Source organism: Ruegeria sp. CG4, assembly GCF_056537185.1.
The window spans coordinates 153,070-172,787 of record NZ_JBQFRB010000002.1 but is presented as its reverse complement, the minus strand read 5'-3'; the positions used below and the strand labels follow the sequence as shown (position 1 = coordinate 172,787).

Genomic DNA, 19,718 nt, shown 5'->3' with positions numbered 1-19,718 from the left:
CCAACGTTTCGGCCTGCATGTGGGGCGCCAGCACTGAGGTCGCCGAATGAGGGGGTTCGAGCCAACAGAATTCGCGAATCGTACCAAACGCGCGCAGGCGTTGATGGATGACGCAGGATTGTCCGCGCTGTTGCTTACCACGGAAACTGACGTGCGGTACTTTACCGGATACCTGACCAGGTTCTGGGAAAGCCCGACCCGCCCCTGGTTCCTGATCTTGCCTGCAGCCGGTAAACCTGTCGCCGTTATCCCCTCAATCGGTGCTTCGCTGATGGGGCAGACCTGGATTGATGATATCCGAACGTGGAGTTCACCCGACCTGCAGGACGACGGCATTTCGCTTCTGGCCGATACCCTGATGGAGTTGACGCCAGCCGACGGTCGTATCGGAATGCCCGATGGTCACGAGACCCACGCGCGTATGCCCATGTCGGATATTGAACGTCTGCGTATCAGTCTTGGCTCGCGCCGTGTCACAGGAGACCACGGTATTTTACGCCAACTGCGCACGGTCAAATCCGAGGCAGAGATCACCAAAATCGAAACCGCATGCGGCATAGCCGGTCGGGCATTCGCCCGAGTTCCCGAGATTGCCCGGGTCGGCGTGCCTTTGGATGAGGTTTTTCGTCGTTTCCAGATACTCTGTCTGGAGGAAGGTGCCGACTGGGTGCCGTATCTCGCTGGTGGGGCAGAGCAGGGCGGTTACTCCGACGTGATTTCGCCTGCCTCTTCGTCGCCTTTGGCGATTGGCGATGTACTGATGCTTGACACCGGCCTGGTCCGGGACGGGTATTTCAGCGACTTCGACCGCAACTGGTCTGTGGGCCCTGCAAGTCCGGATGTGAAATCTGCCTACGCCAGGCTGATTGAAGCGTCCGACGCTGCGTTCGAAATCGCGCGGCCCGGCGCGACCGCGGCGGACTTGTTTCATGCCATGAATACGGTGCTGACCAAGGACTCTGAAGGCACGGATGCAGGGCGATTGGGACACGGTTTGGGAATGTCGCTGACCGAATGGCCGTCTCTTATCCCGACGGACCAAACCGTCCTTGAACCTGGTATGGTGCTGACGTTGGAGCCGGGCATTTCGGTTGGTGACAAAATTTTGGTTCACGAAGAAAACATCGTTGTAACAGCCGACGCCCCGCGGTTTATCAGCCCGCGCATCGGGCCGGAGATGATCGAACTATGACCCACGTTCCCTACACACTTGACGAAGACGACCCGCAGGCTTCGCCGCTTGGGTTGATTGTTCTGCAAGTCGACGAAACGATTGAGCCGGAATTCAGTGCGTATTTCTCAGACCGGAAGAACCCGCTTTACATAACGCGAATACCCAGTGGAATCGAGGTAACAACCGAAAGCCTCGCGGAAATGGAGAAAGCCCTGCCGGCGGCGGCGAGGTTGTTGCCAGGCGCGCGACCTTTTCGGGTGGTTGGATATGGCTGCACGTCGGCCAGTTCGGTCATTGGATCAGAGCGTGTGGCAGAGCTTGTAAAGCAGGCGTGCAATACAGACGAAGTGACAAATCCATTGCGTGCCGCCACGGCCTGCGCTGCGGACCTGGGTGTTTCGAAATTCGCGCTGCTTTCTCCCTACATCGAGGAGGTCAACGCACCGCTGCGAAACGCGTTCTCGGAAAACGGAATAACCATGGATGTATTTGGAACCTTCGGGCAGGCCGAAGAGGCAAAGGTTGCGCGGATTTCGGTCCAATCCGTGGTTGAAGCCGCAACTGAACTGGGATCTGATCCGTCGGTTGAAGCCGTCTTCCTTAGCTGCACGAACCTTCGCACCCTTGAAGCTATCCCCGAGATTCGTGAGCGGATCGGCAAGCCGGTTCTTTCGAGTAATCAAAGCCTTGCATGGCATATGCGCCGCCTCAACGGTGTTCACTGAGCGGTAGAGTTAAATTCAAAATGCGGAAATGCGCTATATATTGTTGCCAAGTGCCTACTGCATGGTCTTAACTGCTGCTTACAGATCAATGAAATCCGAAACTCTCGGATAATCATTTGACGAAACAGGGGGTCTTGTGACCGGTACAATGAACGACGCCGCGTTTGTCGAATTCCAACGCGTTCAGAAGTCTTATGATGGCGAGAACCTCGTCGTTAAAGATCTAAATCTTGCGATGCCCAAGGGTGAGTTTCTGACAATGCTCGGGCCGTCAGGTTCGGGTAAGACGACATGTCTTATGATGCTCGCAGGGTTTGAAACCGCCACCCACGGTGAAATCCTGCTTGATGGCAAGCCCATCAACAATATTCCACCGCACAAGCGCGGAATCGGTATGGTTTTCCAGAACTATGCTCTGTTTCCGCACATGACAGTGGCCGAAAATCTTTCGTTCCCGTTGGAGGTCCGCAAACTGGGCAAGTCCGAGCGTGAGGAAAAGGTTCAGCGCGCTTTGGACATGGTCCAGATGGGCCATTTTGGAGGTCGACGTCCGGCTCAGTTGTCCGGTGGCCAACAACAGCGGATCGCGTTGGCGCGCGCCCTGGTTTTCGAACCCGAACTGGTTTTGATGGACGAACCCCTGGGCGCATTGGACAAACAGCTGCGTGAGCATATGCAGTTCGAAATCACGCGCCTTGCGCATGAACTGGGAATCACCACGGTCTACGTTACCCACGACCAGACCGAGGCCCTGACCATGTCCGATCGTGTTGCCGTGTTTGACGATGGCCGCATTCAGCAGCTTGCGCCGCCTGATCAGCTATACGAAGAACCGGAAAACAGCTTTGTTGCGCAATTCATCGGGGAAAACAACACCTTGGAAGGTGTCGTTAAATCGATTGGTGGTGGCACATGTGTTGTCCAACTGGATGATGGCTCTGAAATCGACGCGGTTCCGATCAATGTTCACAAACCGGGTGAACGGACCAAGGTGTCGATCCGGCCTGAGCGGGTAGAATTCAACAAGAATCGCCTGCACGCGGATGCGCATACGCTGAAGGCAACCGTTGAAGAGTTCATTTATATGGGCGACGTTTTCCGGTTCCGGATGTCCGTCGCAGGGAACGATGACTTCATCGTCAAAACCCGGAACGCACCAGACGCAATCCGCCTGTCCCCGGGGCAGGAGATCGAGATTGGTTGGCTGGCTCAGGATTGTCGTGCGCTCGACGCATAGACCAAGTCGCGCGGAACAAGCGCGACCTCACTGAGGGACTGGCTGGTGAATACCCGTGCATCAGCCGACCACACACATAAACGGGAAGAACTGGGAGTTATACATGAAAACAACCAAAACATTGTTGACAGCAGCGGCACTCGGGGTGGTTGCTGGCGGTGCCTTTGCACAGGAAATGACCATCGTTTCCTGGGGCGGGGCCTATTCCAAGTCGCAGCTGAAGGCCTATCACGAGCCCTATTCCGAGAAGACCGGGGTGACCATCCTGAACGATGACAGCTCGAACGAAGCTGTGGCCAAGCTGCGTGCGATGAACGAAGCGGGCAACATCACCTGGGATGTGGTTGACGTGGTCGCTGCGGATGCAATTCGTCTGTGCGATGAAGGGCTTGCGCTTGAAATTGACTTTGACACCCAACTCGCTCCGGCCCCCGATGGCACACCGGCCTCCGAGGATTTCGGCGACCTGCTGGTCAGCGACTGCTTTATCCCGCAGATCGTCTACTCCACCACCTTCGGTTACCGCACCGATCTGGTGGGCGATACGCCACCGACCGACATCTGCGCCGTGTTCGATCTGGAAACCTATCCCGGCAAGCGTTCGCTGGAAAAACGCCCGATCAACAATATGGAATGGGCGCTGCTTTGTGATGGCGTGGCCAAAGATGACGTCTATGACGTCTTGGCCACTGCCGAGGGTCAGGACCAGGCGCTGGCCAAACTGGACACCATCAAAGACAGCGTTGTCTGGTGGTCCGCCGGTGCGGACACACCGCAGTTGCTGGCCGATGGCGAGGTTGTGATGGGTTCGACCTATAACGGCCGTTTGTTCAGCGTGATCGAAGAGCAGAAGCAGCCCGTCGCCATGCTTTGGGACGCGCAGGTGTTCGATCTGGACGGCTGGATCATCCCGGCCGGCCTGAGCGAAGAGCGTCAGCAGCGTGCGCTGGACTACATTATGTTCGCGACCGATACGCAGCGTCTGGCGGATCAGGCCAAGTACATCTCGTACGGCCCGGCACGCGCTTCGTCGGCTCCGTTGGTTGGTCAGCACGCCGATCTGGGTATCGACATGGCACCGCACATGCCGACCGATCCGGAGAACGCCAAGAACACGTTCCTTTACAACTACGAGTTCTGGGCTGACTACCGCGACGATATCGACGCCAAATTCCAGGCGTGGCTGGCGCAATAAGCAGCCGTTGAATTGGTGACACTGTCAGGGGCGGATTCCTGCCCCTGACCCAGAAAAAGCCAAGGGACAACAATGACTGACGCAACCCAAAACGCGGGCCCCATGCTGGCCGCTGATGGAACACCGCTTAAGCAGTCGCTGGCGCGTTCGCTACGACGGCAAAAGCTCCGGGCGTTGATGTTGGTTGCGCCGCTTCTTCTGTTTGTCCTGTTTTCATTCCTTGTTCCCATTGCATCGATGCTGTTCCGGTCGGTTGAAAACAGCATCGTGTCCGACACTCTTCCATTGACTGTTGAGGCCCTGAACAACTGGGACGAACAATCAGGAGAGTTGCCGGGCGAGGATGTGTATGACGCATTCGTGCGCGACATGATTGTTGCGATTGACAACAAAGAGCACACAAAGCTCGGCACGCGTTTGAACTATGAAGAGACTGGTATGTCCTCGATGTTCCGCAAATCCGGGCGTCAGATCAAAAAACTGGATCCTGAAACGGACGGGCCGTTCAAGGAGAAGTTGATCGAGATCCACGACGGCTGGGGGGATCCGCAAACCTGGCGGGTGATGAAAACCCATTCACCGACGATCACCAACGGTTACTTCCTGAATGCCGTCGATATGCGCAGAACGCCGGAAGGGGCGCAGGCCCAACCGGAAGACAAGCAGATCCTCATCAAGCTTTTCGGACGCACGCTGTTCATGTCGCTCGTCATTACGGGTGCCTGTATCTTGCTTGCGTACCCTGTCAGCTATCTATTGGCGACGCTTCCGATGCGGGTGTCGAACCTGTTGATGATCCTGGTGCTGCTGCCATTCTGGACATCCCTTCTGGTTCGGACATCGGCCTGGAAAGTCATGTTGCAACAACAGGGGGTCATAAACGATACACTTGTTTGGTTGGGGCTGGTAGCGGACGACTCTCGACTGATCATCATCAACAACCAGATCGGCACAATCGTCGCGATGACGCATATCTTGCTGCCGTTTATGATCCTGCCAATGTATTCAGTGATGCAGACCATTCCGGCCACTTACACGCGCGCGGCCAAATCCATGGGTGCGACGAACTGGACGACTTTCTGGCGTATCTACTTCCCGCAATCCATTCCGGGGATCGGCGCCGGGTCGATCCTCGTGTTCATTCTGGCGATCGGTTACTACATCACGCCCGAGATCGTGGGCGGGACCAAAGGCGTCTTTATTTCGAACCGGATCGCCTATCACATCTCGTCCTCATTGAACTGGGGGCTTGCCGCGGCCTTGGGTACGATCCTTCTGGGGGTCGTGCTGCTGCTCTACTGGGTCTACGACAAGATCGTGGGCATCGATAACGTGAAGTTGGGATAATCAAGATGGCTGCACTGACACCGATATCCCGCAAACCCATGTCCATGGTTCTGCCCAGTGTCGCACTGGCGGGGGCTTTTGCCGGCATCTTTGTCGGCGCCGGAAATGGCTCGGTTTTTCTTGGCATTCTGGGCGGAGCTGTCCTGATCACGGGGCTGGCCTGGGTCTACATAAATCTTGTTAAGAATGAAAAACTGGCACGGTGGATCAACATCGTCGGATTCGGCGTCATAGGTTTTTTGGTGGCCGGCCTGATGGGCGGCGTCTTGGGTTTGCTCGGCGGCTGGTTTTTCGTCTGGTTTATCTACTGGCTGTACGAGGGGCGCTATCGGCGCAAGCTGTTGCCGTACCTGACAGCGCAACAGGTGTTTTACCACTATCTGTTTCGCGTGATCTGTGGTGCGATCTTCGTCTTCCTGATCACGCCGATCCTTGTGGTGCTGCCGCTGTCGTTCAACGCGCAGGACTTCTTCACCTTTACGCCCGAGATGCTGCGTCTGGACCCGGAAGGCTATTCGCTCAAGCACTATCGGGACTTCTTCACCAACAACGAATGGCAGCGCAGCTTCAAGAACTCGCTCATCATTGCGCCGATTGCGACGGTTATTTCGGTATCGCTGGGAACTCTGGCCGCCATTGGTCTTAGCCAGTCCCACGTTCCCGGGCGCCGCGCGATCATGGGAATTCTGATTTCTCCGATGATTGTCCCGCTGATCATCTCGGCGACGGGCATGTTCTTTTTCTACAGCGATATCGGACGGTTCCTTGAAGGCACGCTGGGCATGAACAAGAACTTCGTGGGCTATCTGAAAGTGATTTTGGCCCACGCCGTGCTGGGTATTCCCTTTGTGATCATAACCGTGACGGCGACTCTGGTCGGTTTTGACCGGTCCCTGACCCGGGCTGCGGCCAATATGGGCGCGGGGCCGGTGCGGACCTTCTTCAAGATCCAGATGCCGCTGATCCTGCCCGGCGTCATCTCGGGTGGTCTGTTTGCCTTCATCACGTCATTCGACGAAGTGGTCGTGGTACTGTTTGTCGGTTCCGCCAGCCAGAAGACCTTGCCGTGGCAGATGTTCACCGGCCTGCGTGAGCAGATCAGCCCGACCATTCTGGCGGTTGCGACAATCCTGGTGGTCTTGTCGATTGCCCTGTTGACCACGGTCGAACTGTTGCGGCGCCGTTCCGAACGGTTGCGGGGTCTTTCGCCCGCTTGACGTAGCAAACAGTCTGATCTATCGATTCACCTGTTCATCTCCGCCGCGATGGCGTCGCGGCGTCTAAGGAGGTGATCGGCTCTCGGACCCCGAGACCGCCTGTCCTGAACGCCGGGACATGTGGCCGGGGATTGCACACCCGGCAAGGATGAGAGACCAAAGATGACTGACATTTCAAACCGCCCCGAGTTCTTCACCTGCCACAATGGTGACAAGGCCCCGTTGCCGTTCAGCAAGGCCGAGTATGACCGCCGTCTTGGCAAGCTGCGCGCGATCATGGCCAAGCGGGATATCCCCGTCGTGCTGCTGACGTCGATGCAGAACATCGCCTACTACTCGGGCTTTCTGTATTGTTCGTTCGGTCGCCCGTATGGCTGCGTTGTGACCCAAGACAACTGCACCACCGTGTCCGCCAATATCGATGCGGGGCAACCGTGGCGCCGGTCGGTTGAAGACAACGTGATCTACACCGACTGGAAGCGCGACAACTACTGGCGTGCTGTTGCAAGTCTGATCGGAAACGCCAAGCGGGTCGGGATCGAAAGCGACCACATGACCATTGCGGCGCGTGAAACTGCCCTGCGCATGCTGGGCGACCCCGAGTTGGTTGATGTCGCGCCCGATACGATGGCGGCCCGTATGGTCAAATCCGCAGAGGAAATTGAACTGATCAAGGGCGGCGCGCGCACTGCGGATGTTGGCGGTGCGGCCATTCACGCGGCCATCCGCGAAGGCGTAACCGAGATCGAAGTTGCAATGGCGGGTCGAGACGCGATGGAAGAGGAAATCGCGCGTGCCTATCCGGATGCCGAATACCGCGACACCTGGGTTTGGTTCCAATCCGGTCTGAACACCGATGGCGCACATAACCCGGTGACAAAACGCGCGCTGCAAAAGGGCGATATCCTGTCCCTGAACACCTTCCCGATGATCTCGGGCTATTATACCGCACTGGAACGGACCCTGTTTCTGGGCGAGCCGGATGCCGACAGCCTGCGCCTTTGGAAGGCAAACGTGGCCGCGCACGAACTTGGCCTTAGCCTGATCAAGCCAGGCGCCACCTGTTCCGGCATCACTGCTGAGATCAACCGGTTCTTTGCCGACGAAGGCCTGCTTCAGTATCGTTCTTTCGGCTATGGCCACTCTTTTGGTGTTCTGAGTCATTACTATGGTCGTGAGGCCGGTCTGGAATTGCGTGAGGACATCGACACTGTGCTGGAACCCGGAATGGTCGTATCGATCGAGCCGATGCTGTGGATTCCCGAAGGCCAGCCCGGTGCGGGCGGTTACCGGGAACACGATATTCTGGTGGTGGGTGAAGACGGGGCCGAAAACATCACCGGTTTCCCATACGGACCGGGTCACAACATTATCGGTGCCTGATGATCAAGGGGGTGGAGCTTTTGCTCCACCCTTTTTGGGATGCGCGCCGAGCAGGCAAACATCGGCAACAATAGTGTTCCGGTTTTCGACGTGTGGAGATTGCCCGAAAGTCGAAATTCCCACGAGATGTAGATTTAGGCAGCCAGACGCGGGCAGGGCGGCCGTCCTTCGGGGAATGCCAAGCCTTCGGAAATCAGTTTCCACCCGCTCTCCAGTCTTCAACCCTTCGCGTGCCAGCCGTTGTCGACATAGGTGGCTGTTCCATTGACGAAACTCGCATCATCCGAGGCGAGGAAAACCACGGTTCTGGCCACTTCTTCAGGGTAGCAAATGCGCCCCTGCGTTGCGGCCATGCCGCTGTCCTCCCATTCTTGGCCTGCGGCGTCCAGTTCAGCAATTTCCTTCAGCCCATGCGCTGTTTCAACAAATCCGGGACAGATCGCGTTGCAGCGTATTCCGGCGTCCCGATACTCGGTCGAGATCGTGCGGGACAGCTGCAGGACGGCGGCCTTGGACATGCAGTAGACGGACTCCAACGCGTACCCCAACTCGGCTGCGATCGACGAAGTGATGACGATCGAACCACCGCCATTGTCGGCCATCTCTTTCACCGCGCGTCTGCAAACAAGAAAAGCAGATTTCACGTTCAGGTCCATCAACCAATCGTATTCTTCTTCCGATGTCTCATGCAGGGATTTTACGATGATCGAGCCTGCATGATTGAACAGCACATCGTATGCCCCGAACTCGGCGACGCAGGCATCAAATGCGGCGTCGATATCACGGGCGCTGGTGACGTCGCAGTGAAAGAACTTAGCTTGGCCGCCCTGATCACGGATCATCTGAGCTGTTTTCTGACCCTCGTCATCGTTGATATCGAAGACCGAAACAGTTGCGCCTTCCTGCGCGAACAACAGGGCCGTAGCACGCCCCATCCCTGTTGCTCCGCCGGTGATGACGGCCGTTTTTCCTTCCAGTCTGGCCCGCTGAACCATCAGTCCCTCCCTTTTTTCAGATACACTCACCCCCGTCGATCACCAACGCGTGGCCCGTCATGAAGGTGGACATGTCAGAGGCCAAGAACACCACCGCATCGGCGATTTCATCGGCCTGCGCCCAACGTCCCATCGGAATGCTGTTCGCGATATAGCTTTCCAGAGCCGGCCGCCCGCCCATCTGGGTTTCAAAGCCAGCGTTGAATGGTGTGTCGACCCAACCGGGGCACAGCGCATTGAACCTGATATTGTCCTTGGCATAGTCCGCAGCCATCTGGCGCACCATCGCCACAACTGCGTGCTTCGTGGTCGCATAGGCAATCATTTCGCGGTCATACTGCACCCCAGAATTGGACGAAGTGATGATGACGCTGCCGCCGCCCTGAGCACGCATCTGCCCGACCACCGCCCGAGCCGCAACGAAATGCGCCCTTACGTTTAACCTCCAGCTTTCATCCATGCCTTCGGGGCTGACCTGTTCCAACGTGCCCTCGACCTGAATACCTGCGTGCGAATGCAGTATGTCCAGTCGGCCTAGTTTTTCGATTGTCGTCCGGAGTGCGCCAACAACAGCGCTGTCATCCGTCATGTCCAGCGCAATGCTCTCGGCGATGCCGCCATTTTCCGTGATTTTTTGGGCGGTCGCTTCGGCCAGTTCACCGACAAGATCGGTTACGACAACATGCGCCCCGCACTCAGCCATCGAGATGGCACTGGCCCTTCCGATGCCTGATCCTGCCCCGGTCACAAAGGCAATGCGACCGTCGAGAGAGGTCTTTTCAGAACGTGTCTTCATAAGCTTAACGGCTGTCATTTCTTCTTGTCTCCCCTCCGCAGAAGGACCTGGGCTGTGATCAAAAGGACCAATGACGCGGCCAGAACCATTGTGCCTATGGCGTTGATCTCTGGCGTGACACCGCGGCGGATTGACGAAAACACGTAGATTGGAAGCGTTGTCTCGGACCCGGCGACAAAGAATGCGATGATGAAATCGTCAAAGCTGAAGGTGAAGCTTAATAGAAACCCGGCCAAAATCGCTGGAAAGATTAATGGCAAGGTGACCTGTCTGAAGGTGCCAAATGGCGTCGCATAGAGATCCGACGACGCCTCGGTCAGGGTGGCGTCCATGCCGGAAAGTCTTGCGCGAACAATGATCACGACCAGTGCCATCGTGAACATGGTGTGCGCCGCAATGAGAGAGCCCATACCCATGTTGAGCTTTGGGGGCTCAGCCCCTTCCGGCCAGAGCGCTGCAATACCCGGGTTCACGAAGTTGAACACGGTGACAAGTGCGATCAGGGTCGCAATTCCGATGACGATGCCGGGGATCATGATGGCCACGTAGATCAAACCGTCGAAGGCCGTGCGCATCGGCCCGCGGATACCTTGCAAACCCACAGCCGCCATTGTTCCGAACAAAGAGGCCAGAGTGGCCGATACAAGTGCCACGATAAGGCTGGTTTCCAACGCATCCATAACGAACGGGTTGTTCAGCGCCTTGCCGTACCACTGCGTGGACAACCCTTGCAGCTGGCTGGCATGGCGTCCGGCATTAAAACTGAACAGCGCTATGACCCCGATTGGGATATAGAGAAACAAGTAAACGCACAGAGCATACAGTCGCATCTTATCCCCCTACATCAACGATACGTCTTCGCGCTGGGTCCCCAGTCGCGAGATTAGGCGCATGTAGATCGTGACCGAGATCAACATGATGAATACCAGCGTCGCCGCCACCGCCGATCCATAAGCCCAGTTGCGCGATTGCAGGAACAGATCGACCAGCGCGTTGCCAACAAAGAACACTTTGCCTCCGCCCAGCAGCGCCGGGATCAGGAATTCCCCCATCAGGAGGATAAACACGAGCAGACAGCCCGTGGCGACGCCGGGTACCGACAGCGGCAAAGTCACTTGCAGGAAGGTCCGCACAGGTGTGGCACCAAGGTCTGAAGAAGCTTCGAGCAGACGCTTGTCCAGCCGGTCGAGACTGACGAAAATCGGAAACACCATCAGCGGAAGGTAGCCATAGATGATGCCAATCAGGACCGCGAAAGGTGTATTGATAAGACGTGGCTTTGCGAACCCGATAAAGTCGATCAGTTCTGGAATGCCGCGACCGCCCAGCAGGAATATCCACGCATAGCTGCGGATCAGGATCGAGGTCCAGAACGGAACGATCACCAGAACCAGCAGGACGGTTTTCCATTTTGGATCAGCCTTGACGGCCAGGAAATACGCCAGTGGATAGGCTATGAACAATGCGGCAATGGTGCCGACCGGGGCCAGCACCATCGTGTTTTTGAACGCCGTCCACCGTGCCGGAAGGTTGGCGTATTGTTCCAGCGTGAAAGCCGGCACATAGCCGCCAGCCGGGCCGCGTTCCCCAATGCTGAAGATAAGAACGACCGTCAACGGCAGCACAAGCATCACCAGGAACCAGGTCCCGGCCGGGGCCAGCAAGAGCCAGTTGCGCGTTCTCGCATTCATGTCGTTCTCATCTCCGGTTTGCGGACTTTAGGCAGATTTGAATCGGGCCATAAGTTCAGCGCGGTTCGGATCGGTCAGCGTTACCGCCGCACCGAATTCAAGCGCGTCCAGAAGTTCCTGCGCCGGATACAGGATCGGGTCATTCTGCAACTCCTCCGGCAACATCGCGATCGATTTCGCATCTGCTGTCGGGTAGCCGTGCGCCAGCACCTCTTTGACGTTCACGGCGGGATCCAGCAGGTAGTTGATCAGCGCATAGGCTGCATCCATGTGGGGCGCCCCTTTCGGGATGGCATAGTAGTCGCTCCACAACTCGCCGCCTTCCTTGCCGAGGATGTACATGATCTCGGGCATGTCGGTGTTCAGCTGTTTGCCGTCGCCAGACCAGGCCATCGCCAGTGTCGCGTCTCCGCTGCGCATGGACGGCTGGATGTCCGATGAAATTGCAAACAGGTGCGGCTTTGCGTCAATGAGCAGTTTCTCGGCGTCGGCCAGCTCTTTCTCGTCGACCGAGTTGAAGGAATAGCCAAAGTACTTGAGCGCGTTCCCGATCGTTGTCAGCTGATAGTCATGTACGATTGTACCGCCAGACAGATCTCCCATCGTCAAATCAAAGAACTCTTTCCAGCTCGACGGCGTGGGCGCACCGTTGAGTTGGCTGGTATTGGCGACAAAACCGGTCGAGCCCCAGTTTTTGGGAACGGCGTAGAGCTTGCCATCGACCGAGCCGGCCTCGGCATAACGCGGGTCATAGGCGGACGCGTCGTAGTTCGGCAGCCGAGATGTATCAAGCGGTTCGATCAGGTCTTCACTGACATAGGTGGTGATGGTGTAGTTGGTCGGGACGTACACGTCCCAGCCGGTTGCCCCGGCCTGAAGCTTGGCCAACATCTCTTCGTTCGACCCAAAGACGTTGACCTGAACATTGGCACCGGTCGCTTCGGCAAAGGCGTCAAAATTGGCGGTGTCGTGGTAGTTCGGCCAGGTGGCGAGAACCACGCGATCCCCAATATCGCCGGATGCCCATGCGGGACCTGGCCGAAGACCCGGCATGGCCGAGCCAAGCACAGCCGTCGCCGCCCCCAGACCCGTCACACCGAGAAAGTGCCGGCGTGTGACCGAACCGCGCTTGTAGCGGTACAGCTCTTCCATGAATTTCTGCTTCGAGATGTGATCCGGTGTTTTTGTCATGAGTTTTCCCCTGTTGGCTGGATCCGTTAGGTTAGTCTCCGGAAAGGATGAGCGCTCCGCTGGCGTTCCAGGACGCAAAGAGCGGCTCATCCACTTTGAACGATCCCTCGTTCAATTCTGACTGGCGTGGCGACAACACCAGGAACTCTCCCAGTGTGTCATGCCTGACCAGGTATTCGGTATGTTCCCCCAGAAAGATGCGATTGAGGACTGTGACCCCAAGGTCGGTTTCTGCCTTTGATGTCCTGCTGAGATGGATTTGTTCAGGCCGAACGCTCAGGCCGACGGCTTCTCCCACATTCAGATTGAACGGGTTCTGTCCCGTGACGGTTTGCCCGGTAACCAGCTGCACATCGGCATTTTGGTTACTTGTTTCAGTGATCGAACCGTTGAAAATGTTGGTCGTGCCAACAAAACCAGCCACATATCGGTTTGCTGGCCGGTCATACAGGTCCTGTGGGCTGCCGACCTGTTCGATCCGGCCGTCGCGCATGATGCAGATCCTGTCACTCATCGACAGCGCTTCTTCCTGATCGTGGGTTACTAGGACAAAGGTGATGCCCAGACGGCGCTGGATGTTTTGCAGTTCGATCTGCATTTCCTTGCGTAATTTCCTGTCCAGCGCGGCCAGCGGTTCATCAAGCAGCAGCAGCTTGGGTTCGTTCACGATTGCCCGGGCAAGTGCTACGCGTTGTTGCTGTCCACCGGACATTTCCCAAATTCGGCGCGCTTCGTACCCTTCGAGCCGAACAATTTCCAATGCCTTGCTGACCTTTTGCGCGATCGTCGCTTTGGGCAGCTTCGGGCGCCGCTGTTTCAGGCCGTATCCAATGTTCTGTGCGACGGTCAGGTGCGGGAACAGTGCGTAATGCTGAAACACCATGTTGACCGGACGCAGATGGGCATCCAGCGAGTTCACCACCTCTCCGTCCAGTAACACTTCGCCTTCCGACGGGCTTTCAAAACCTGCCAGCATTCTAAGCGCCGTTGTCTTGCCGCACCCGGACGGACCCAGAAATGACAGAAACTCTCCTTCTGCGATTTTCAGGTTTAGATCATTGGCCGCCAACACGTCCCCAAACCTTTTGGACACGCCGCGAAGCTCGGCGATTGTGCTTCCTGTCGATCTGTCCGATTGTTGGGTATATTCACCGTTTGGCATTTTTTCGGGACATATCCTCATTTTTGAAATACCACTTGTTTCAGGTAAACGGTAAAAAGTTTGTCGATTCTTGTATATATCACGAATGTGGTATTCAAATTTGAGTAGGAGGCGGCCGTGACAGATTGGTTGACCGAAGCAGGCGCGGTCATAGCTGCTATCGGAACAGACGATTTCTCCCAGACGCTTTCGAAATCTCTGCAGGAAATCAGTGGGTTCGACTATACTGTCATATTTGGGTATCTCGGATCAGCGCGCCCGATCGACCTGTTTGACGATTTCCCAAAATCGAAGCGGAAGATCATGGTTGAGGATTATCAGGAGGGTCCATATCTTCTGGATCCGTTTTACCTGGCCAGCGCAAATTCCATTGATCCAGGTCTGTACCGGTTACGTGATCTGGCACCAGATCGGTTTTATCAGGGTGAGTACTTTCGAAATTACTATGTTCAGACCGGTTTGGCCGAAGAGATTTGCTATGTAGTTGACCTGCCTGACGAGGCAACCGTTTGTGTTTCGTTGATGCGGGCAGAAAAGGCATTTAGCGCCAAGGACTTTCGGGAACTGGGGAAGGCCTGGCCGGTGGTCAGTGAAACCTGCAGGCATCACTGGAACGGATTGGCCGGAGAGTTTGGGCAGAAACCGGCAAATACGCGGCGAAGGGGGCGGGTGCTGAATGTGGACGAGGCATTTGAAAAGTTTGACGAGGGCCTTCTGACGCCTCGCGAAAAGGAGGTTGTCGAGTTTACCCTCAAAGGCCATTCCGCTGACGCCGTTGGCCGAATACTGGGTATTTCTCCGGGAACTGTTCGTATTCACCGCCGGAACATATACTCCAAGCTTAGAATCCGGTCTCAGGGAGAGTTGTTTTCGCGGTTCATCGACGCGCTGTTGGGGCCGGAGGAAAAGTGAAGCCTTCAGTGACGTGCCGCTTGGCGCTTTCCAGAAAGCGTTCCCAGCGGTGGTATGTTTGGCAGGCATAACTATTGCGCTTGCTGGGCCGGAATGGTTCCCGGTTTGTCAAAGCAACTGAGCCACCACATCTTCCGCCGCTCGCAAACCTTCCAGATGGGCGCCACTGACAGAGCATTGTTGGTTGGGATGTGTCGCTTCGCCAGCAAAGTGGACCCATTCTGCATGGGGTTGTCGCAAAACGGCACGTTGGCCATAGCCCCCCGGCTGGGATCCTGCGTAAGACCCAAGCACGTATGGTTCATGTCGCCAGGCGGTTGCGTGTCCCTTGATGAATTTTTCTCTGATGGCCGAGCCGAAGAAACCAACCAGCGTTTCAAGTGCATGTTCGATGGCGCTTTCAGGTCCCGCGTTCTGCAAGTCTTTGGAAAGGCTTCCGGAACTTTCAAAGCTGGTGAGGCCGGTGCTTGAGATGTTGCAAAGAAAGCCGCCACCGCGGGCCACTCCGGACGCGTCGGGTTCCAAGTGGTAGGTCAGCCATGTGTCGGGTTGCACGGGTAATGCACCGGGGTGAAAAAGAAGGCCTGCGTGATTGTAGTCTCCCATTGTAATGAGTTCGAGCGCTGCGCGCCGGTCGGATTCAAGGGGAGGGTCAAAACGGATCACGTCTTCGGCCAGCACCCCGACGGATACTGTTACGACAACGGTGCGCGCTTTGGTTTTGCCAGTCGCCATGGTTACCTGCACACCGTCACTAAGGGCTTCGATTTCTGTGACCGGACTGGACAGTTTGATCGGAAGACCCTGCGCCGTGCACGCGATGAGGTGCCCGAAACCTTCACGGCAAAACCAGTCGTCGCCCCCCTCCCAGGCAATGATGTCTCGCAGGGAAGTGTCCGGCAAATCCCTGGCAAGCGACAGCGCAAAGGTCATGGCTGCCGTAAATGACCAAGGCCCCTTGTCTTCCCAGATGTCAGCCAAAGACCGGTCGGTTGGAACTCCGGTACTTGTTTCAATTTCCGCATCGATGCGCGCCGCTTCAGCTATGTCTTTGTGGATGTCCTCCACTTCGTTCCAAAGGACGGCATCATTTTTCAGGCCGTATGTCATTGCGTTATCCGGGGCTGCATAAAGGTCAAGGCCAAGCGCAAGACCCGGCGCTTTCAGAGCGTTGGCATGTTCGGCGTGCATCCAATGCGCCCCCACGTCGAAAGGGACGCCAAAGATTTCCGTATCCGTGTGGGTGCGCCCACCGACGCGGTTCGATGCCTCGACACAGATAACTGACAGACCTGCCGACATAAGGGCCCGGGTCGCTGCGAGTCCCGCTGCGCCAGCACCCACAACAACGACGTCATAGTCATACGCGTTCACTCTGTTTCCTCCGGCGGGTTGAGTGGCTTGTAGGGTGAATTCAAAGATTGCACTTCGATTGCTCGCCGTTGCGACGCCCAACAATCATCAGAAATTTTCTGAGGTGTGATCCTAATCGCAGGCGTTATCATGCCTCTGTGCATTCATTTGAAAAACCAACCAATTCTGGCACTGAAACCCCCTCGTAACGGGCCAGATCAAGCGGGTCTTCGGCGTCAAACTTGCTGCACCTCCGGTAAATTTCCAGCATCTCGGTAGACATTCTGCCGTTCTGATAAAAGTACATTGCGGCCGCATACCTTGTGGCGCCGGAGCCTTGGATTCCGACTTCCGTCACAAGAAGTTGCTTTTGAAGTTCTGCTTCCGACATAGAACGCGCCCTTGTTCACGTCTTGGGCGCAGCCGACATGGCGGTATTGAGCGACATAACCTCATCTTCACGTGGGGCGGTTTCTGAATTGTAGACGGGCAGTATTTTGCGGAGGTGGTCGTGATGTGACCGGACACCATATTCGAGATCCGAAAGGTAGAAACCCTCGAACGATTCCGAAGCCATGGATTCGTTCGACCAGATCGTCAGTTGAATATCTTCCTCCACGGTTTCGCGATCAATCCGGGCGGCGAGATACCGGGCTGCCCTTTGTTGGCGATCTTCGTGCGGATTTCGATATGTTGCGCTCCGCAGCACAGACTTTTTCGTCGTGATTGGAAACTCCTGATAAAACAACATTGTCTCGGGAGTGACAGCAATTACTGCGTTAGGGAAAATACCGTAGTAGAGCCAGGTTTTGTGTAAGTGTTCAGGCAGGTGGGGCTGTGGCTTAGTGAACTTCTTGTAGTTGCGAACAGCCCATCTACGCCCTTTCGTCGGTGTGAAGCTTGCATCAGAGCGTGAGACACCATCGACATAAGGTTCGTCGGAATAGGTTGAACCGTACAAATCCTGCAGGGCAGGGTGCGCAAGCGGAACGTGGTAGCCTTCGTTGTCCACGTCTCTGATTGATTTCCAATTGACCGGCGTCTCCTCCGTCCAAATCCCATCTGTCGGAACATGATCGGCCATTTTATAGGCTGAGATTTCCTGTTCAATCGGGGCCAGAAGTTCCGCCACAGATGGCTGGGGGCCCGGTTTGAAGCGGATAAACACAAGACCGTGCCAGATTTCCATTTCAAGTTCTTTCAGGCCGAACTTGTGCTTGTCCAGGTCCGGAAAGGACTCTGGCCGGGCGGCACCACGCAGCGTTCCATCAAGATTGTAAACCCAGCCATGAAACGGGCAAACCAAGGCGTTTTCACACTTTCCTTGATCTTTGGGCACGAGCCGTGATCCGCGATGACGGCAAACATTGAGAAACGCTCGAATGTCCGAGTTGTTGTCTCGTACGATCAGTGCGCGCTCGCCGCACATGTCGAAACAAATAAAGCTGCCGGATTCCGGAACGTCCGAAACGTGACATGCTATTTGCCAATGGGTTTTGAACAGATTGCTCTTTTCAAGGTCCAGAAGAGCGGTGCTGTGATAGCACCAGCCCGGCAGTCCACGTCTGTCCCAATTGGCTGGAACTTCGATGTTCCGGGGTTCGTCATGCATCTGTTCAATCCGCGCAGTTTTGACTTGATCAGTCAGTGTTTTGGTCGGTTCGGCCAATCCCAGCCTGCGATCTTGGATTTGAGTTGGATCAGCCATCGTTCGATTGATTGTAGATTTTGCCCAATTTGGGCTGCTCGTCAATCATTTCTGACTGAATAGTCATTCAAAAGTAGATCCCAAATGGTTCCCTGCGACCCAATTGAGGTTGATGAACGCGCGGAAAGTTGGAAAGTTTTCTGTCAATTAAGCGACTTGTCGGCTTTTGATCAAAATTGGATCAGCTTTGCTTGACAGCGGCGATTTCATCAGACTACCGTTTTGAATGGCCAGTCAGATAAATTCATGATGATTGGAGGGGAATGGGGTGCAAGATGAGCAAACCTGTCAAAAGGGGGGGGCTCATACAAACAGTGTTCAGCAGACAAAGTAAGCAAAATTGCTGCAGCCACCACTCAGGGAGAGGAAGCGAAATTATGAACTCAATCAGGAAAGTCGCCGGGGTCACCGTTCTAGCAGTAACGGCTACTGCAATTTCCGGGTCGGTACTTGCACAAGAGCGTGTATTGAAAGTCACAAACTGGGGGGAATACATCGCTGAAGACACGATCGAGAACTTCGAAAAAGAGTACGGCATCAAAGTAATTTACGATCCGTACGACTCGGCTGAAGCAATCGACGCCAAGCTGCTGGCAGGAAACAGCGGCTATGATGTGGTCAGCCATGCAGGCAGTGATACAGCGCGGCCGATTAAGGCCGGCATCGTCGCGGAGCTTGATATGTCGAAGCTGGACAACGTTCAGCACATTGATCCGGCTATCATGGAGCAACTGGCCAGTGAGTGGGACCCGGGCAACAAGCATTTCATTCCATATATGTGGGGAACGCACGGGGTCACTTATAACGAAGAATTGGTGAAAGAGACGTATCCGGACGCGCCCATCGGTTCGATGGACATGGTGTTTGATCCCGTGCACATGAAAGAGCTGTCCAAGTGCGGTGTTTCTTTCCTGGATTCTCCGGGCGATATCATTCCGATGGCTTTGGCGCACATGGGGTTGGATCCGAATTCCACGAACGCAGAAGACTATGAAAAGGTCGGAGAAATGCTGGCCGCAGTCCGCCCGTACATCAAAACCTTCGACAACTACGCGTACCAAAGAATGCCTCAAAAAGAGTTCTGCGTCTCAACCACTTGGGGACCGGATGGCCTTCTTGCGATGTCCGGGGCAGCCGAAGCCGACACTGGGGTTGTGCTGGACTTCTTCCTGCCTGAAGGCGAACGCACCGCGCAGTTGTGGATTGATGGTTGGCTGATCCCGGAAGACGCAGCCAACAAGGAAGACGCGCATCTTTTCTTGAACTACATGATGCGCCCTGAAGTTGCGGCCAATGACAGTAACTTCACCTGGTATGCGACTGCCAACCTGTCAGCCAAGCCAATGGTTGACGAAGCCGTCACATCCAGCCCGGCCGCATTCCCGACGTCTGATCAGGTTGCCAAGATGTACACAACTGCGGTTCTTCCTCCCAAGGTCGAGCGTTTGCAGACCCGTACCTGGACTGACTTCAAAGCCGGTAACTAATCCACTCACACCGGCAAGTGCAGTAGCGAACCTATTTGGATCGCTACTGCACTTCGGATCCATTCAGGCAGACCGCGAGGCCCAAATTGACCGTTTCCAAAGCTGTCAGCGCAGTACCTTGGTTAGACCAAACAGAACAACAACC

At 55.8% G+C, this 19,718-nt stretch carries 18 protein-coding genes; 9 read left to right on the top strand and 9 right to left on the bottom strand.

What is annotated here, in order from left to right; all coding sequences use genetic code 11:
- Positions 1-46: 46 nt before the first annotated feature.
- The 7 genes from ACR0J2_RS07180 to ACR0J2_RS07150 all read left to right on the top strand — a co-directional run bounded on the left by ACR0J2_RS07180 (position 47) and on the right by ACR0J2_RS07150 (position 8,278).
- The gene (locus ACR0J2_RS07180; RefSeq protein WP_480812135.1) at positions 47-1,192 is read left to right on the top strand and encodes a M24 family metallopeptidase; all 1,146 of its coding nucleotides are present in this window, start codon (positions 47-49) and stop codon (positions 1,190-1,192) included.
- Positions 1,189-1,899: an aspartate racemase/maleate isomerase family protein gene (locus ACR0J2_RS07175; protein ID WP_170680568.1), complete on the top strand. Its 711-nt coding sequence runs from the start codon at positions 1,189-1,191 to the stop codon at positions 1,897-1,899. Before ACR0J2_RS07180 ends, ACR0J2_RS07175 begins: the two co-directional genes overlap by 4 nt.
- A gap of 148 nt (positions 1,900-2,047) precedes the next feature.
- The gene (locus tag ACR0J2_RS07170) at positions 2,048-3,136 is read left to right on the top strand and encodes an ABC transporter ATP-binding protein (RefSeq protein ID WP_170806700.1); all 1,089 of its coding nucleotides are present in this window, start codon (positions 2,048-2,050) and stop codon (positions 3,134-3,136) included.
- A gap of 103 nt (positions 3,137-3,239) precedes the next feature.
- Positions 3,240-4,331: an extracellular solute-binding protein gene (locus tag ACR0J2_RS07165; RefSeq protein WP_321253967.1), complete on the top strand. Its 1,092-nt coding sequence runs from the start codon at positions 3,240-3,242 to the stop codon at positions 4,329-4,331.
- Between the two features lie 72 nt (positions 4,332-4,403).
- The gene (locus ACR0J2_RS07160) at positions 4,404-5,678 is read left to right on the top strand and encodes an ABC transporter permease (protein WP_170614524.1); all 1,275 of its coding nucleotides are present in this window, start codon (positions 4,404-4,406) and stop codon (positions 5,676-5,678) included.
- A 5-nt stretch (positions 5,679-5,683) separates the two neighbouring features.
- Positions 5,684-6,895 (top strand): ABC transporter permease, encoded by a 1,212-nt coding sequence (locus ACR0J2_RS07155; protein ID WP_170614525.1) that lies wholly within the window; start codon positions 5,684-5,686, stop codon positions 6,893-6,895.
- A gap of 162 nt (positions 6,896-7,057) precedes the next feature.
- The gene (locus ACR0J2_RS07150; protein ID WP_480812134.1) at positions 7,058-8,278 is read left to right on the top strand and encodes an aminopeptidase P family protein; all 1,221 of its coding nucleotides are present in this window, start codon (positions 7,058-7,060) and stop codon (positions 8,276-8,278) included.
- A 218-nt stretch (positions 8,279-8,496) separates the two neighbouring features.
- On the opposite strand, the gene ACR0J2_RS07145 is transcribed toward ACR0J2_RS07150, so the two are convergent.
- The 6 genes from ACR0J2_RS07145 to ACR0J2_RS07120 are packed head-to-tail and all read right to left on the bottom strand — an operon-like array spanning position 8,497 to position 14,113.
- Entirely contained in the window at positions 8,497-9,273 is a 777-nt protein-coding gene (locus tag ACR0J2_RS07145; RefSeq protein WP_480812133.1) for an SDR family NAD(P)-dependent oxidoreductase, read from the bottom strand.
- A 16-nt stretch (positions 9,274-9,289) separates the two neighbouring features.
- Positions 9,290-10,087, bottom strand: a complete 798-nt coding sequence (locus ACR0J2_RS07140; protein ID WP_480812132.1) for an SDR family NAD(P)-dependent oxidoreductase — start codon at positions 10,085-10,087, stop codon at positions 9,290-9,292.
- Positions 10,084-10,899, bottom strand: a complete 816-nt coding sequence (locus ACR0J2_RS07135) for an ABC transporter permease (protein WP_170614528.1) — start codon at positions 10,897-10,899, stop codon at positions 10,084-10,086. Before ACR0J2_RS07135 ends, ACR0J2_RS07140 begins: the two co-directional genes overlap by 4 nt.
- Positions 10,900-10,908: 9 nt before the next feature.
- Positions 10,909-11,760 (bottom strand): ABC transporter permease, encoded by an 852-nt coding sequence (locus ACR0J2_RS07130; RefSeq protein WP_480812131.1) that lies wholly within the window; start codon positions 11,758-11,760, stop codon positions 10,909-10,911.
- A 27-nt stretch (positions 11,761-11,787) separates the two neighbouring features.
- Positions 11,788-12,951 (bottom strand): ABC transporter substrate-binding protein, encoded by a 1,164-nt coding sequence (locus ACR0J2_RS07125; RefSeq protein ID WP_480812130.1) that lies wholly within the window; start codon positions 12,949-12,951, stop codon positions 11,788-11,790.
- Positions 12,952-12,982: 31 nt separating this feature from the next.
- Positions 12,983-14,113: an ABC transporter ATP-binding protein gene (locus tag ACR0J2_RS07120; protein ID WP_480812129.1), complete on the bottom strand. Its 1,131-nt coding sequence runs from the start codon at positions 14,111-14,113 to the stop codon at positions 12,983-12,985.
- A 117-nt stretch (positions 14,114-14,230) separates the two neighbouring features.
- On the opposite strand from ACR0J2_RS07120, the gene ACR0J2_RS07115 reads away from it, so the two are divergent.
- Positions 14,231-15,025 carry a helix-turn-helix transcriptional regulator gene (locus tag ACR0J2_RS07115; protein WP_170680549.1) on the top strand — a complete coding sequence of 265 codons (795 nt, stop codon included), beginning with the start codon at positions 14,231-14,233 and terminating at the stop codon, positions 15,023-15,025.
- A 108-nt stretch (positions 15,026-15,133) separates the two neighbouring features.
- Here ACR0J2_RS07115 and ACR0J2_RS07110 read toward each other — a convergent pair whose 3' ends face one another.
- The 3 genes from ACR0J2_RS07110 to ACR0J2_RS07100 form a co-directional block, all read right to left on the bottom strand.
- Positions 15,134-16,399, bottom strand: coding sequence for a flavin monoamine oxidase family protein (locus tag ACR0J2_RS07110; protein WP_480812128.1), 1,266 nt, complete (start codon positions 16,397-16,399; stop codon positions 15,134-15,136).
- Positions 16,400-16,526: 127 nt separating this feature from the next.
- Positions 16,527-16,769 (bottom strand): hypothetical protein, encoded by a 243-nt coding sequence (locus ACR0J2_RS07105; protein ID WP_170806491.1) that lies wholly within the window; start codon positions 16,767-16,769, stop codon positions 16,527-16,529.
- Between the two features lie 15 nt (positions 16,770-16,784).
- Positions 16,785-18,047 carry an aromatic ring-hydroxylating oxygenase subunit alpha gene (locus tag ACR0J2_RS07100; RefSeq protein WP_480812127.1) on the bottom strand — a complete coding sequence of 421 codons (1,263 nt, stop codon included), beginning with the start codon at positions 18,045-18,047 and terminating at the stop codon, positions 16,785-16,787.
- A gap of 314 nt (positions 18,048-18,361) precedes the next feature.
- On the opposite strand from ACR0J2_RS07100, the gene ACR0J2_RS07095 reads away from it, so the two are divergent.
- Complete coding sequence (locus ACR0J2_RS07095) at positions 18,362-19,573, top strand: extracellular solute-binding protein (RefSeq protein WP_480812126.1); 1,212 nt, start codon at positions 18,362-18,364, stop codon at positions 19,571-19,573.
- Positions 19,574-19,718 lie beyond the last annotated feature (145 nt).

What these genes read in the sequence shown, in the direction of transcription:
- ACR0J2_RS07135 (WP_170614528.1), bottom strand. Translation starts at nt 10,899, where the DNA reads ATGCGACTGTATGCTCTGTGCGTTTACTTGTTTCTCTATATCCCAATC.
- ACR0J2_RS07150 (WP_480812134.1), top strand. Translation starts at nt 7,058, where the DNA reads ATGACTGACATTTCAAACCGCCCCGAGTTCTTCACCTGCCACAATGGT.
- ACR0J2_RS07160 (WP_170614524.1), top strand. Translation starts at nt 4,404, where the DNA reads ATGACTGACGCAACCCAAAACGCGGGCCCCATGCTGGCCGCTGATGGA.
- ACR0J2_RS07180 (WP_480812135.1), top strand. Translation starts at nt 47, where the DNA reads ATGAGGGGGTTCGAGCCAACAGAATTCGCGAATCGTACCAAACGCGCG.
- ACR0J2_RS07165 (WP_321253967.1), top strand. Translation starts at nt 3,240, where the DNA reads ATGAAAACAACCAAAACATTGTTGACAGCAGCGGCACTCGGGGTGGTT.
- ACR0J2_RS07120 (WP_480812129.1), bottom strand. Translation starts at nt 14,113, where the DNA reads ATGCCAAACGGTGAATATACCCAACAATCGGACAGATCGACAGGAAGC.
- ACR0J2_RS07095 (WP_480812126.1), top strand. Translation starts at nt 18,362, where the DNA reads ATGAGCAAACCTGTCAAAAGGGGGGGGCTCATACAAACAGTGTTCAGC.
- ACR0J2_RS07155 (WP_170614525.1), top strand. Translation starts at nt 5,684, where the DNA reads ATGGCTGCACTGACACCGATATCCCGCAAACCCATGTCCATGGTTCTG.
- ACR0J2_RS07130 (WP_480812131.1), bottom strand. Translation starts at nt 11,760, where the DNA reads ATGAATGCGAGAACGCGCAACTGGCTCTTGCTGGCCCCGGCCGGGACC.
- ACR0J2_RS07125 (WP_480812130.1), bottom strand. Translation starts at nt 12,951, where the DNA reads ATGACAAAAACACCGGATCACATCTCGAAGCAGAAATTCATGGAAGAG.
- ACR0J2_RS07105 (WP_170806491.1), bottom strand. Translation starts at nt 16,769, where the DNA reads ATGTCGGAAGCAGAACTTCAAAAGCAACTTCTTGTGACGGAAGTCGGA.
- ACR0J2_RS07140 (WP_480812132.1), bottom strand. Translation starts at nt 10,087, where the DNA reads ATGACAGCCGTTAAGCTTATGAAGACACGTTCTGAAAAGACCTCTCTC.
- ACR0J2_RS07175 (WP_170680568.1), top strand. Translation starts at nt 1,189, where the DNA reads ATGACCCACGTTCCCTACACACTTGACGAAGACGACCCGCAGGCTTCG.
- ACR0J2_RS07170 (WP_170806700.1), top strand. Translation starts at nt 2,048, where the DNA reads ATGAACGACGCCGCGTTTGTCGAATTCCAACGCGTTCAGAAGTCTTAT.
- ACR0J2_RS07145 (WP_480812133.1), bottom strand. Translation starts at nt 9,273, where the DNA reads ATGGTTCAGCGGGCCAGACTGGAAGGAAAAACGGCCGTCATCACCGGC.